The organism is Clostridium sp. AF19-22AC (genome assembly GCF_003479085.1).
Taxonomy (GTDB): Bacteria; Bacillota; Clostridia; order Lachnospirales; family Lachnospiraceae; genus Faecalicatena_A; species Faecalicatena_A orotica.
This window is the reverse complement of the sequence record NZ_QUGN01000001.1, coordinates 75,227-89,484: the sequence shown is the minus strand read 5'-3', so window position 1 is coordinate 89,484 and position 14,258 is coordinate 75,227. Positions and strand designations below refer to the sequence as shown.

At 46.5% G+C, this 14,258-nt stretch carries 11 protein-coding genes; 1 reads left to right on the top strand and 10 read right to left on the bottom strand.

Annotated elements, in window-relative coordinates; genetic code table 11:
- Nucleotides 1-14: 14 nt before the first annotated feature.
- The 3 genes from pflA to DWX43_RS00370 all read right to left on the bottom strand — a co-directional run bounded on the left by pflA (nt 15) and on the right by DWX43_RS00370 (nt 4,647).
- On the bottom strand, nt 15-761 hold the full coding sequence (gene pflA, locus DWX43_RS00380) for a pyruvate formate-lyase-activating protein (protein WP_118618102.1): 747 nt from the start codon (nt 759-761) through the stop codon (nt 15-17).
- Between the two features lie 36 nt (nt 762-797).
- The gene (gene pflB, locus DWX43_RS00375; RefSeq protein ID WP_118618100.1) at nt 798-3,050 is read right to left on the bottom strand and encodes a formate C-acetyltransferase; all 2,253 of its coding nucleotides are present in this window, start codon (nt 3,048-3,050) and stop codon (nt 798-800) included.
- A gap of 199 nt (nt 3,051-3,249) precedes the next feature.
- The gene (locus tag DWX43_RS00370) at nt 3,250-4,647 is read right to left on the bottom strand and encodes a L,D-transpeptidase family protein (RefSeq protein ID WP_118618098.1); all 1,398 of its coding nucleotides are present in this window, start codon (nt 4,645-4,647) and stop codon (nt 3,250-3,252) included.
- A 333-nt stretch (nt 4,648-4,980) separates the two neighbouring features.
- Here DWX43_RS00370 and DWX43_RS00365 point away from each other — a divergent pair, with 333 nt between their 5' ends.
- Complete coding sequence (locus DWX43_RS00365; protein ID WP_109732966.1) at nt 4,981-5,469, top strand: GNAT family N-acetyltransferase; 489 nt, start codon at nt 4,981-4,983, stop codon at nt 5,467-5,469.
- Between the two features lie 95 nt (nt 5,470-5,564).
- Here DWX43_RS00365 and DWX43_RS00360 read toward each other — a convergent pair whose 3' ends face one another.
- The 7 genes from DWX43_RS00360 to DWX43_RS00330 all read right to left on the bottom strand — a co-directional run bounded on the left by DWX43_RS00360 (nt 5,565) and on the right by DWX43_RS00330 (nt 14,164).
- A complete protein-coding gene (locus DWX43_RS00360; protein ID WP_118618096.1) occupies nt 5,565-7,847 on the bottom strand; it encodes a molybdopterin cofactor-binding domain-containing protein in 2,283 nt (760 codons plus the stop codon).
- Nucleotides 7,844-8,308, bottom strand: coding sequence for a 2Fe-2S iron-sulfur cluster-binding protein (locus tag DWX43_RS00355; RefSeq protein WP_118618094.1), 465 nt, complete (start codon nt 8,306-8,308; stop codon nt 7,844-7,846). Before DWX43_RS00355 ends, DWX43_RS00360 begins: the two co-directional genes overlap by 4 nt.
- Nucleotides 8,309-9,112: an FAD binding domain-containing protein gene (locus DWX43_RS00350; protein ID WP_118618092.1), complete on the bottom strand. Its 804-nt coding sequence runs from the start codon at nt 9,110-9,112 to the stop codon at nt 8,309-8,311.
- Nucleotides 9,113-9,259: 147 nt separating this feature from the next.
- Complete coding sequence (locus DWX43_RS00345) at nt 9,260-9,994, bottom strand: Crp/Fnr family transcriptional regulator (protein ID WP_118618090.1); 735 nt, start codon at nt 9,992-9,994, stop codon at nt 9,260-9,262.
- On the bottom strand, nt 9,957-11,264 hold the full coding sequence (locus DWX43_RS00340; protein ID WP_118618088.1) for an amidohydrolase: 1,308 nt from the start codon (nt 11,262-11,264) through the stop codon (nt 9,957-9,959). Before DWX43_RS00340 ends, DWX43_RS00345 begins: the two co-directional genes overlap by 38 nt.
- Before the next feature lie 42 nt (nt 11,265-11,306).
- Nucleotides 11,307-12,488 (bottom strand): hypothetical protein, encoded by a 1,182-nt coding sequence (locus DWX43_RS00335; protein ID WP_109732958.1) that lies wholly within the window; start codon nt 12,486-12,488, stop codon nt 11,307-11,309.
- Between the two features lie 269 nt (nt 12,489-12,757).
- Nucleotides 12,758-14,164, bottom strand: a complete 1,407-nt coding sequence (locus DWX43_RS00330; RefSeq protein WP_118618086.1) for an MFS transporter — start codon at nt 14,162-14,164, stop codon at nt 12,758-12,760.
- Nucleotides 14,165-14,258: the final 94 nt, after the last annotated feature.

Sequence of the window (14,258 nt, the reverse complement as noted above, 5' to 3'; positions counted from 1 at the left end):
AAAGGGTCTGACCCCTATGAAGATACATGCAGTATTCTTTCTGCATTCTCGATCCGCTCTTTTGAAGGCGGTTCTACTCCTTCCAGTGGATATGAAAGTCCAAGTTCTTTCCACTTGAAGGTGCCCAGTGTGTGATAAGGCAGTACTTCTACCTTTTCCACGTTTCCCAGTGTCTGGACAAATGTATCCAGCCTTTCCAGATATTCGTCCTGATCGCTTCTTCCGGGTACAAGGACGTGTCTGATCCAGACCGGTTTTTTAGTCTCTGATAGATATTCCGCCAGATCCAGTATATTCCGGTTGGTACATCCGGTCAGAATCTGGTGCTGTTCTTCATCGATATGCTTGATATCCAGCATAATCAGGTCTGTATATTTCATCAGTTCCTGCATTTTGCTGAAAAATGGTTCTTCTCTTGTAAATGGATTGCCGCTTGTGTCCAGTGTCGTGTGAATTCCTTCTTCCTTTGCCTTCCGGAATAGTTCTGTCAGGAATTCAATCTGGAGGAGGGGTTCTCCCCCGCTTACTGTAATACCGCCCTTACTTCCCCAGTAAGAGCGGTATTTCTTTGCCTGCTTCAGCAGTTCGTCCGCCGTGTACGGCGTACCTGCCTGCATATTCCACGTGTCCGGATTGTGGCAGAACTGGCAGCGCATTGCGCACCCGCTCATAAAGATCACATACCGGACACCCGGTCCATCTACAGAGCCAAAACTTTCAAGGGAATGAATATACCCTTTTTTCTCTGTCTGCTCTGTCATTTTTTCACCTCTGACTAAATATTAGTACTTATAAAACTACATCTCTGCGTGGCATGTTCTGGAGATTACATCCATCTGCTGCTCACGTGTCAGGTCGATAAACTTCACTGCATATCCGGATACACGGATGGTGAAGTTTGCATATTCTTCCTTCTCCGGATGCTCCATTGCGTCGATCAGCTTTTCTTTTCCAAAGACATTTACGTTCAGATGGTGTGCACCCTGCTCGAAATATCCGTCCAGCACGTGTGTCAGATTGTCGATTCTCTCCTGGTCATCGTGTCCGAGTGCTCCCGGATTGATCGTCTGTGTATTGGAAATACCGTCCAGCGCCTCTTCATATGGAAGCTTTGCAACTGAATTCAGGGATGCAAGCAGACCGTTCTGCTCTGCACCATAGGACGGGTTGGCTCCCGGTGCCAGCGGCTCTCCTGCTTTTCTTCCATCCGGAAGAGATCCTGTTGCCTTGCCATATACGACGTTTGATGTAATGGTAAGGATTGATGTGGTCGGCTCTGAATTTCTGTAGGTGTGGCATTTTTTCAATTTACCCATGAATGTCTTTAGAAGCCAGATCGCGATGTCGTCTGCCCGGTCATCATCATTTCCGTATCTCGGGAAGTCTCCCTCTGTCTCGTAGTCTACAGCCATTCCGGTCTCATCGCGGATTACTTTCACCTTGGCATATTTGATCGCGCTTAAAGAGTCAACCACATGTGAAAATCCAGCGATACCTGTTGCAAATGTACGTCTTACGTCTGTGTCGATCAATGCCATCTCTGCCGCTTCATAGTAGTATTTATCATGCATGTAGTGGATCATATTCAGTGTATCGACATACAGCTTGGACAGCCAGTCCATCATCTTGTCATATTTATCCATGACCTCATCGTAATCCAGATACTCTGAGGTCACTGGTTTGTATGCAGGCGCTACCTGCTCTCTTGTCTTCACGTCCACGCCGCCGTTGATTGCGTACAGCAGGCATTTTGCAAGGTTTGCACGTGCCCCGAAGAACTGGATTTCCTTGCCTGTCTGTGTTGCGGATACGCAGCAGCAGATAGAGTAATCATCTCCCCATACTGGGCGCATCACATCATCGTTCTCATACTGGATGGAACTTGTCGTAATAGAAATGTGTGCAGAATATTTCTTAAATGCCTCTGGCAGGCGTGAAGAATACAGTACTGTCAGGTTTGGCTCCGGTGACGGTCCCATGTTTTCCAGTGTGTGCAGGAAGCGGTAGTCGTTCTTTGTAACCATAGAGCGTCCGTCCTGCCCGAGACCTGCCACTTCCAGCGTAGCCCATACCGGGTCCCCGGAAAACAGTTCATTATAAGAAGGAATTCTGGCGAACTTCACCATTCTGAACTTCATAACCATATGGTCGATCAGTTCCTGTGCCTCTTCTTCTGTCAGGATTCCCTTCTTCATATCTCTCTGGATGTAGACATCCAGGAATGTTGAGATTCTTCCGACGCTCATTGCAGCCCCGTTCTGTGTCTTTATCGCTGCAAGATATCCAAAATACAGCCACTGAACTGCTTCTCTTGCATCTTTGGCCGGCTTTGAAATATCGTATCCGTAAACAGCCGCCATGTCTTTCATCTCTTTCAGGGCCTTTAACTGATCGGCAACCTCTTCCCTGAGACGGAAGTCCGTCCCCTTCATACCATGTCTCTCTGTCTCATTGAAATCGTCCATCTTCTTCTCAAGCAGAAGGTCGATTCCATAAAGAGCCACACGGCGGTAATCACCGACAATACGTCCTCTTCCGTAAGTGTCCGGAAGCCCTGTAATGATCTTATTATGACGTGCTCTCTTCATTTCCGGTGTATAAATATCGAATACCCCCTGATTGTGTGTCTTGTGGTATTTTGTGAAAATCTCATGCAGCTTTTCACTCGGCTGGTATCCGTATGTGGTGCAGGCCTTCTCTGCCATATTAATACCGCCGTACGGCATAAAAGCTCTCTTAAGAGGCTTGTCTGTCTGGAGTCCCACAACTGTTTCCAGATCCTTCATCTCTTCATCAATATATCCCGGCCCATAAGCTGTCAGCCCTGAAACAACCTCTGTCTCCATATCCAGAACGCCGCCTTTTGCACGTTCTTCCTTCTGTAATTCCTGAAGTTTTCCCCAGAGTTTATTCGTTGCCTCTGTAGGTCCTGCTAGGAAACTTTCGTCCCCGTCATAAGGTGTGTAGTTGTGCTGGATAAAATCGCGTACATTAATGTCGTCTTTCCAGAGTCTCCCCTGAAATCCGTCCCACTGCTCAAAATGTGTCATATTCGAAAATCCTCCTTTAATAAATAAGGTTTATCTTTTTTCCTCGCCTAGTATAACATCACGTTAAATAAAAGACAAGAGTTTAAGTGATAATCGTTATCATTTGATGCATTGTACGCAATTTTATACAATATCTAGTGTCAAATCCTGTTCTCACCCACTACTTTCAGTGACCGTAGAAGATGTAAATGTACCAATCCTAATAGTGCATGACGACCGGGGTCCCGGTGGATATCATGCTGTATAATGTCCCCGCCGCATCCAGGGGCATATTGATGCACCCATGCGATCCGATGCTCCAGTACAGGTCACCGCCGAATGCCGGCTGCCATGTCGCATCATGGAAACCAACACCGCCCCATGTCACCTGCATCCAGTAATCCACAGGCGTGCGGTATTCCGGTTCCCCGGTTTCGGGCACAATATTTCCTACCAGTGTCGTATTCAAAGACATCAATAAAATGTCATACACTCCCGACGGCGTAGAATGATCATACGGTTTACCTGTCACGACCGCACTCTCAAATGCCACATTTCCATCCACGATATACCACATGTACTGCGCGCTCAGATCCACCTCGATAAACGTTTTTCCCCAGTCCTGCGCCTCGTGGGTTGCCGCCCTCTGCTCATAGACAGGTTCCTTTGTTACCGTTTCACCGGCCTTGATACTTGCAAGCAATGCCTGTGTCTCCGAAGCTTCGTCAATCGCCCAGCCATAGGTCCCTCCACTGACTTCCGTCGCTTTTCCCCAAGGTGTTGTCAAGGGTCTGGAAGCATACAGCGTTTCATACTTTGCGGCAAAATTATTCATATACTCGCCCACCTTGTCTTCATGGAAGGTAACATTCATATTGTCATCCCATGTCAGCCATTGGGCAATCAGCTTGCCGTCCACGACTTCTTTTGCCGGCGCCATGTCGTAAGTGATGCTTGCCTTACAGTACTGGTTGAGAGTGTCGCAGGCCGCTGCCACTTCTTTTGAATCAGAAGTATATTTTGGCTTCTGGTAGCAGTCTTCTTTTTCCAGACTGATTTCTTCGTACAGGCCAAATACCGCATCCGTGATTGCTTTTTTCATCTTTTCCTGATCCACCTTTGTACCGAGTACTTCTTCTTTTACTACAAACTTCTCCCCGTTGAATTCCGGTTTCGCGCTCTGGGGATCAGTCTTTCCTTCATTCTGCCAGCAGCTAAGCCCCTCAATCTTTTCTTCCAGCTTCTTCTCATCAAGGGTAAAGCCCAAGTCAGCCTTGATACTGCTGTCCCCGAAAAACATGGATGGCCACAGAAATGCATTCTGTTCCTCTAATGCCTGTTTTAATTTTTTATTCTTAACATATTTCATCGAAATGTCTGCACCGGCCACTTCTTCCTTCTCCCCCTCCTTCGGGATGATGGTAAGTGTATAGCCTGCTATCTGTTTTTGCAGGTATTTATCCGCATCTTCTGCGGTTTTCATGGAAAAATCGGCCCCATTGATATGAGTGCCGGAATAGAAATGACTCATGAAATAGAAAGAAAAACCTAAATAAATACAAACAATAACCGCTGCCAAAATTCCCAATACAAGTAATAATTTTTTTCTGCTGCCCATCTGCTGTGCCCTCCTCATGTGTATACCTTATTCTGCAGCCTGCGCTGCAGACCCGCCCGCAGGGCATGAGTTACGGTATGCCCTTTAGGGTGAACCTTATTCTGCAGTCTGCGCTGCAGATCCGCCCGAAGGGCATGTGTTACGGTATGCCCTTCGGGTATACTACTATCTTTACATTAAATAGACGGATTTTCAAGGCAAAAGGTTGCATATTTCAGTATTTTTTCTAATTGCTTAATTTTTGAATCCGTTTTACAATAATATTACATGCCAGAAGATGCTGGACAGGTTCTGATTGCATGTCAGTATTATTACGAGAGGTTAATTTTTATTATGGAAATTAGAAAATCGCAGCTGGCAGACCTTGATATTCTTATGAAAATGTATGAAGGCGCACGTTCTTTCATGACGAGTCACGGAAATCCCTCACAATGGGGCAATTCCTATCCGCCGAAGCCTCTGCTCGCCAGAGATATTGAGGAAGGCAATAGTTATGTATGTGAAGAACAGGGGAAAGTTGTTGCCACCTTCTACTATAAACTGGGAAAAGATGACACTTATGCCAAAATTTATGAAGGACAATGGCTGGATGACAGTCCCTACGGTGTCGTCCACAGGATCACCTCGAACGGTACAGTCAGGGGTGCCGCCACGTTCTGTCTGAACTGGGCACTTAAACAATGCGGGAACCTGAAGATCGATACGCACAGAGATAACATGGTAATGCAGCACATGCTGGACAAAAACGGATTTACATACTGTGGAATTATTTATTCCGAGGACGGGACTGAACGGCTTGCCTATCAGAAAAAGATTGGATAAGGCTGTATTGGAATCCTGATTACTTTTTTACGATAAAAGGACAACTCTGTTAAATTTCAGAGTCGTCCTTTTTTTCATACTAACTTTAATTTCATTTACAGGTTCTGCCCACGCATCCCCCAATAGATTTTTTCGGATGTGACTGGTAATTCCCGGATCATGACGCCTGTCGCATTCTGGACGGCGTTTGCAATTGCGGGAGGCGGGGTGTTGATGACGATCTCGCCGATTGATTTCGCCCCGAACGGCCCGGTCGGCTCATAACTGCTTTCAAATTCAACACGGATCTCTCCCACGTCCAGACGGCTTGGAATCTTATACTGCATGAAGGAATTGCTGTAATTTTTCCCTTTGTCGCTGTATACAACATCCTCATATAACGCCATGCCAATTCCCTGCGCGATACCGCCCTCTGTCTGTACCCTCGCAAGATTCGGGTTGACCACGGTACCACAGTCCACGACTGCCACATAATCTATAAGTTCAAGCTGTCCTGTCGCCTTGTCAATCTCCACCTCGGCCATACCGACCATAAAAGGCGGCGGTGAAATTGGGGAACTGAAGGCCTCACTCGCATACAATGCATCTTCGTTGCTGCACATGACACGATTTCCGATCTCTGCCCTTGAGATGCTCTCACTTGTTTTTAAATTCACGACCTGATTCCCGTCAAATTCGATATCCCCGACAGGACAGTTCAGGTACTCTGCACCCTTTGCACAAATCTTCTCTCTTAACGCTTCACATGTTCTGACGACCGCCATACCTGTAACATAAGTGGTGCTGGAGGCATAGGACCCGCAGTCATAAGGTGACGAATCCGTATCGACCCCATGCACGATGATGTCTTCCATCTCACAGTCCAGACACTCTGCAGCCATCTGTGCCAGTATGGTATCACAGCCCGTACCCATGTCTGTCGCACCGATCATCAGGCTGTAGAAACCATCGTCATTTACCTTGATCCCGACAGATGCAGTATCCAGTGCGGAAATTCCGGACCCCTGCATTGCCATTGCCACACCTACACTTCTGACCTTATCGTTTCCCATGTCCCGGCACGGATATTTGCTGTCCCAGTCTATCATTTCCTTCGCCCGCTGTAAGCAGCGGTCCAGTGCACAGCTGTTTGCCGTTTCCCCGTAATATGCGGGCATAACCTGACCTTCTCTGACAATATTTTTCTCCCGGAGTACGACCGGGTCCATCCCCATCTTACCCGCAAGTTCATTAACCGCGGATTCGACTGCAAAGATCCCCTGCGTCGCACCATATCCTCTGTACGCGCCGGCAGACATGACATTTGTGTAAACAACATCGTAAACAAAACGGAATGCTTCCGCCTTTCCATACAGTGGGATCGATTTATGTCCTGAAAGGCCGACCGTCGTCGGGCCGTGCTCACCAAATGCACCGGTATTGGACAGCGTATATACGTCGATTCCCTTGATGATGCCGTCCTTATCTGCCCCCACACGTACATGGACTTCCATCTCATGTCTCGGGGAGGAGGCAATAAACGATTCTTCTCTCGTGTAAATGATCTTTGCAGGTTTTCCCGTCTTCCAGGTTACCAGTGCCGGATAAACCTCCGTAACCACGGTCTGTTTTGCCCCGAAGCCACCGCCTATCCTTGGCTTGATTACGCGGACCCTTGACTTCGGGATATCCAGTGCATTAGCAAGAATCCGGCGGACATGGAACGGTACCTGTGTGGAAGAAACAATATTCAGCCTGCCATATGCATCCAGATATGTGTATGTACGGAACGTTTCCATCATGGCCTGCTGGTTTGCCTTTGTATGGTAAACCCTGTCCACAACATATTCGCATGAGTCCAGAACCGAATCGATATCGCCTGCCGAGTTTTCCTCATGTGCACAGAGATTTCTTTTATTATCTGCCCCCACCGGACAGAGGCTCTGCCAGTTGTCTTCGGGATGCACAAGAACCGGGTTGTCCTTTGCCTTTCGAAAGTCAAGGAGAGGTTCCAAAACCTCATACTTCACCTTGATCAGCTTCATAGCCTTATTCACAGCCTCTTTGCTGTTCCCGGCAATCACTGCCACTGCATCTCCCACGAAGCGGACACGCTGGTCCAGAATCAGCCTGTCATAAGGGCTCGGCTCCGGATAGCTCTGTCCTGCCATTGTAAATCGTTTATCCGGGCAGTCTTCATAGGTCAGGATACATTCAATCCCCGGTACTGCCAGAGCCCTTGTCAAGTTAATATCTTTGATCAGGGCATGTGCATGAGGACTCCTTAATACCTTTACGATCAGGCAGTCGGACGGCGCTAAATCATCTGTATATACTCCCTGTCCCGTTACAAGCGCCTTCGCATCTACTTTCGGAACCGGCTGATTCACGATTCTCATGAACACACCTCCTCTTTGCTCTGTAAATACTTCTGGATTGCACGCAGCTGTCCCATATAGCCGGTACATCTGCACAGGTTTCCTGATAAGTATTCCTTGATCTCTTCTATATCCGGATTGTGGAGTTCCTTAACCATCGCCAGAACATTCATGATGAATCCGGGAGAACAGAATCCACACTGTTCTGCTCCTTCATTTGCCAGAAAACGGCCAAATTCCTCTGCGTCTTCCTTTACCCCTTCCAGCGTTGTAATCTCATGCCCTTCCATAGCCGCTGCCAGAACCGAACATGACAGGCGTGATCTGCCGTCAATCCAGACTGTGCAAAGCCCGCAGTTGGTCGTCTCACACCCGCATTTTACACTGTGGCAGCCCAGAGAGCGCAGAACATCCAGAAGTATCGTATCCGCACCGACTTCTGCTGCCGTCTGTTTTCCATTTAATATAAACTTCACTTCCATCTATCTGCCCTCCGCTAAAATAGAACGCATGGAACGCAGGATCAGTACTTCCGCCAGATGCTGGCGGTACTTCGCGCTGCCTCTCATATTCGTACCATAGGTAAACTGTGATGCCGCCTCTTTTGCATAAATTTCCAGCTGCTCGTCAGAAATATCCTTCGGGATCTCCCACTCCTTTTCCAGAACAGCCGCCTTCATCGGACGTGCCCCCACTGAAAAATACCATGTTTCTTTCCCATGTACCGGCCCGGTTACAACCGCACACGCCAGAACCGGGAAGTCTGTCTTCGTCTGTCGGATGGAATCGTAACGAAGCTTCCGGTTACTTTTTCTGATAATAATAGAAACTAAAATATCTTTATCACTCTTGTGGTTCACAAATTCAGACAGGCGGATTGTTCCGCCGTTATATAATTCTACAAATGTATCAAGAGCCAGCAGACATGTCAGTACATCGGAAAATCCGAACCGTCCGTAGATGCTCCCCCCTACAGTCGCCTGGTTTCTGAACTGGACCCCTACGATATGATGCAGTGCCTTTGCGATAGCGTCCCCGTACATCTCCCTCAGCCCCTCGTGCTGCTCCAGCTGTCTGAGTGTGCACATCGCGCCGATCTTGAAAACATGGTCGTTCTCCTCGATCTGGTCCAGCCCCAGATCCGACAAATCTATAATCGTCTGTACTTTCGCGTTCCCCAGCCGCATCCACATCATACCGCCCATCACACGGGCGTTCCTTGCCTGATTCAGCTCATAGGCCTCCTCCAGGGATTTCGCTTTCACATAATTGTTAATCGTAAGCAAAATAGCTCTCCTTTCTTTCGTACAATCATGACATTCCCATACTAAAATATCATATACTAAAATGCGGGGGAATTCAATAAATAATGACTGGAATAACAGAAATAGGGAAGCCGGAGTTCTTCTGTCAGCTCCGGGCTTCCCCCTCTTTTATTTCATTTCATTGAGAACGATTGTATTTAGGATTGCATCCTGATTCAATATAATAATCTTGTTCCGCCGCGTCATGATCCAGTTCTCCTGTTTCCATTGTGTCAGTACACGCGCAACAGACTGTCTCGACAAGCCCGAGGCCATTGCCAGATTCTTCTGGCTGACTGTGATATACATACCTTCTTCACACTTTTTGGCACTAACCATCAGCCTGGCAATCGAATAGGCCAGTTTTCCGTCCGCCTCCATGTAAATCGTATTGATCAGTTTCCTGCTCGACTGGTTGATCCGTCCTATTAAATCCTGAAACAGGGCAGAGACCACATTATGGTTTTTCTTCAAAAATTCGCAAAACGCCAGTTTCGGAATCAGTACGGCTATGGTGTCCTCCTGTGCAATAACATTGCAGGGCTGCGGCTGATTTCCAAGAACCCCCATCTCACCGATGTAATCTCCTCTGCGCCTGATCTTAACCAGCATCTCTTCTGTCCCTTCAAATCCGATGTAAACCAGTGCACAGCCGGAATAAATGATTACCATATACGGCACATCCCTGTCACGCCTGTAGATATACCCGCCACTCTTGATAAAAAAACTGAAGCAGGCCCCGGCCAGTTCCGCCAGTTGTTTTTCAGGTACGTCTCTAAAAATTGAGGCCTCCTTCAGACATCCGGTTATCTGTTTTTCCTTTAAGTCAACTTTTTCCCACGAATCTTTTTCCTTCCGGCTCATAATCCTGCTCCTTTGTACTCAGCAGATAATCCGCTGCCAGCTTGCTGTAGGCTGCAGTCCCCTCGATCAGCGCATCCTCATTTATATCATAGTATGGGTTATGGAGAGGTTTCGTATGTTCTGCATCCCCTGAACCCATGAAAAAATACATACCGGGAAGCTGCTGCTGATAAAATGCAAAATCCTCTGCAGCCGCAGTCTTCATTCGGTCACTTACCTGTTCTTTTCCGGCCAGCGATTCTAATACCTGCCGTGTAAAATCTGCCAGCACCGGATCATTATAAACAGGTACGCAGACATTATGATATTCGATCCCGACCTCCACACGGTAGGCTGCTCCTATGTTTCTAAGGACTCTGTAAAATGAGTGTTCAAATACCTCGCACAGCTCTGTTTTCCTGTAGCGGATAGTTCCCCCGAATTCTACTTCTTCTGTAATAATATTGCACCTGCTTGTGGAACTGTTGATATAACCGACTGTTACAACCGCCATCTCCTCCGGGTCAGTCTCACGGCTTACCAGTGTCTGGAGCGACTGGATCATAGCGGAAGCCGCTACCACAGGATCTACGGACAACTGCGGCTGTGAGCCGTGCCCGCCGCCCCCGCTCACCTTGACTTTAAAGATTACATTTGCCGCGGTAAAATCTTTCTCATCCATAAAAAAACTTCCTGTTGGATATTCTGCTGACTGGTGAAGTCCAAAGATCGCACTACAGTCATCAAGTACCCCCGCCCTTAGCATTATCAGTGCACCTGCGCCTATTTCTTCTGCCTGCTGGAAAATCAGTTTTACATTTCCACATAGTTTTTCCCTGTGCCCGGCCAGAATCTTTGCCGCCCCCAGAAGCATTGCCATATGGGCATCATGACCACAGGCATGCATACAGCCGTCATTTTTTGATTTATAGGGCGGATTCCCGAGCTCCTGGATCGGCAGGGCATCCATATCGGCCCGAAGCGCAGCCGTCCTGCCCGGCATTTCCCCCTCTATGATACCGACAACTCCATATGACGGTATGATCGTGTATGGAATCTGAAGTTTTTCCAGTTCCTCACAGATCTTTTCTGATGTTCCCCGTTCTTCCATTACCTGTTCAGGGTTATTATGGAAATAACGCCTGAGTTCCCTGACATATGTAAACACATACTCAGCTTGTTTCCGATACCAGTTTCCGTCCGATATCACTGCATTGAGAATCTTAGAATGCGCTGGCCTTACCTCTGTGGCCGGAAACACCGGATACTCGTCTTCCTGTTTTAATCCCATTGTACCATCCTCCAATCAATTTCGCCATTTTTATTTACAGGATTATAAGAAACTAAGCATCAGTCCGGCAACGATTACGGACACCAGTGTAACTGAGATCAGTGATGCAACAATCATCGTCGGCATCAGGTCATCCTCAAGCAGTTTCTGCTGCTCCTTATCATCTGTCATAGACGTGACTGCCTCCCTGCAGAGCATGAAGTTGTAAGGGAACCCTACATAACAGTTCAGTGCAATTGCAATCCCTCTATATTTAGACATTTTAAATATCTTTGATCCAATGATCCCGATGATAAACATAACCAGTGTAGACACTGCAAAAACAATAACCAGAGGCTTGATCATCGCCAGAAGTTCCGGTGCCCCAACCATAGCAAAACTATTTGCCATACTGGCAATCAGCCCGAGAAACAGCATCCCCATTGAATTAGATTTGCTGAGAGGGTCTTTTTCAAGGATACCGAAATGACTGAGTACGATACCCAAAATAATTGCCGTCACATTCGTGTTGATTTTAAACTGCCCCAGAAATGCCTTGTTGACCGCAATATTCAATACAGCAAATATCAATAATGTGGACCAGTAGTACGCCGTGGATTTATAGGACTGGGGAACTTTGTCGCAAAGTTTTTTCTTATGGTTCTCCTGTGTCTGCTGTACAGTACTTTTGACATAACCATTCTTATCTATAAGCATCTTTTTATGCTGGAGTTCCTTACGCATAGCCCAGCCGCACAGCGGAAAGCCAATCAGTCCCTGAAGCATAAAGATCAGCCAGGGATAGGAGGCCAGCTGTGGTTTGATCCCTCCAATTGCTGCCGCTACCATTGCCGCTGCCGCACCTCCGCCTGCGATTGGTCCCGGTGACATAATCGCCAGCTCTCTTCCGATGATCGGGCGTAATGCAAATCCTACAATGAGAATCAGACTGAGTGATACCGCCAGACAGACTAAAACAGTCTTCCACTCTTTTTTAATCTGCATAATGTCAAAGGTTGTCCCCATATTGATAATCAACATAGTCAGCGTTATTCTTCCGACCAGTTCCATATAGGAGCTGTCTATAAAATCGGAAGGGATAATCTTTCCGACAAATAAAACCATAAAGATGGCACCCACCAGAAACACAGATGGAATTCTTGCAGAAGTTTTCTTTGAAATCACCTCGGCTATCAATACGATCACACAGAAAAGCATCAAATTAAATTCAAACGACCATAACATATTTCTTACCTCCTCATGTTCTTTGTAATTTTGTAACTGTTCAGAGCCATGAACAGTTACGTAATTTTACTTTTACTTCTTCACTTTCGTTCTCTTCCTTTTGTAATTTCATTATATAAGAATGCAAGTGATTTTTCTGTATCACGTGAGTCATAAATGCAATTATTTTATAAATTATGTTTTTACACCAAAAAGACTGTAATATATACTATTTTACAGATATATTACAGTCTTTTCACCTGTCATTATATTTCATATTTTTTCTAATTTTACTGCTCTTTCCGGATCTTTATTTCCCCGACAATCTCATTATACCGTTTCTTATTCAGCCTGTAGAAGAACAGAACAATCCCCGTCACCACCCAGAATACTCCGGGGATCGTCGTAAAGGAGTGCTTCATAACAGCAATCACCGTTTCATTCTGCTGCTGGTTCGCCACATAGCCTGCTGCTCCAAGGACCAGGGCCAGCAGGGAAGTTCCAAGAGCCATACCGATCTTATTGCCAAGGGATACAAATGCATACTGGAACCCATCGTTGCGCAGGCCTGTTTTCCATTCCCCGTATTCCACACAGTCCGGAATAATCGCATAGATCGCAGTATTAAATCCAGAAAAGAAGAACTGTGTCAGTCCTGATATCCAATAAAAAAGTATTGGGGATGTACGAACGCTGAACAGGTACAGGCTTAACATACTGATCCCTGTCAGGAATGCAAAAATGGATGCAGCACGCCCCTTATTATTTGTCCACTTAAAAAGCAGCGGAAAACATGCGGCGCCTATGATAGAGGGAATGATAATACACATGGAGTAGGTTGTAAAGAAGGCTTTATTCCCTTCCACATATGTAAAGTAATAAAGTGCATCGGCATTTCTGCCGTATAAGGTAAAACCAAAGAGCAGCTGTCCTGCCAAAGCAAGTATATACGGTTTGTTTACGGATACTGCCTTTAACTGTTCTTTAATAGAAACCTTCTGTTTTTCAGGAATTGTCACAACCTCTTTCGTCTTGGAAAAACAGAAAATGTGACATGCTGCGAAGATACATCCATATATAACTGCAATCAGCAGATATCCTCTTTTATCATTTCCTGCCCCCAGTTTCGAGATCAGAGGAACTGTAATAATATTAATAATACCAATCGCAATCATAGCCGCTACGGACCGGAATGTATTGATCTGCGCCCGCTCCTCAATATTCTGGGTCATGGCACCACACAAGGTACCATATGGAATATTGACACAGGTATACCCCAGCACAAGGATGCAGTATGTTACGGCCATATATACGATCTTGGAAGTATTCGACCAGTCCGGGTGCGCCCAGAAGGTCAGCATCAGAACGATTGCCGTAATAGGTGCTGCAATCAGCAGCCAGGGCCTGTACCGTCCCCATCTCGACTTCGTCTTATCCGTCAGGCTCCCGATCACAGGATCATTGACTGCATCCCAGAAACGGGAAAACAGCATTAATCCTGCCACTGCACTCATACTGATTCCAAATACATCCGTATAGAATATCATCAGAAAGTTTCCTACAAACATCCAGCTAAAATTACATCCAACATCCCCCATGCCGTATGCAACCTTACTAATAAGCGGAATCCTGACATTGGTATCTGTCCTCTTCTTCACATTCACAGGTATCTCTGCACGCAATGCTCTACTACTCATTCATAAATCTCCTTTTCATAAAATCCCCCGTTTACAGTCATAAATAATCATAAACCACAAAGGGGTCAGACCCTTTTGCAGAGGGGTCTGACCC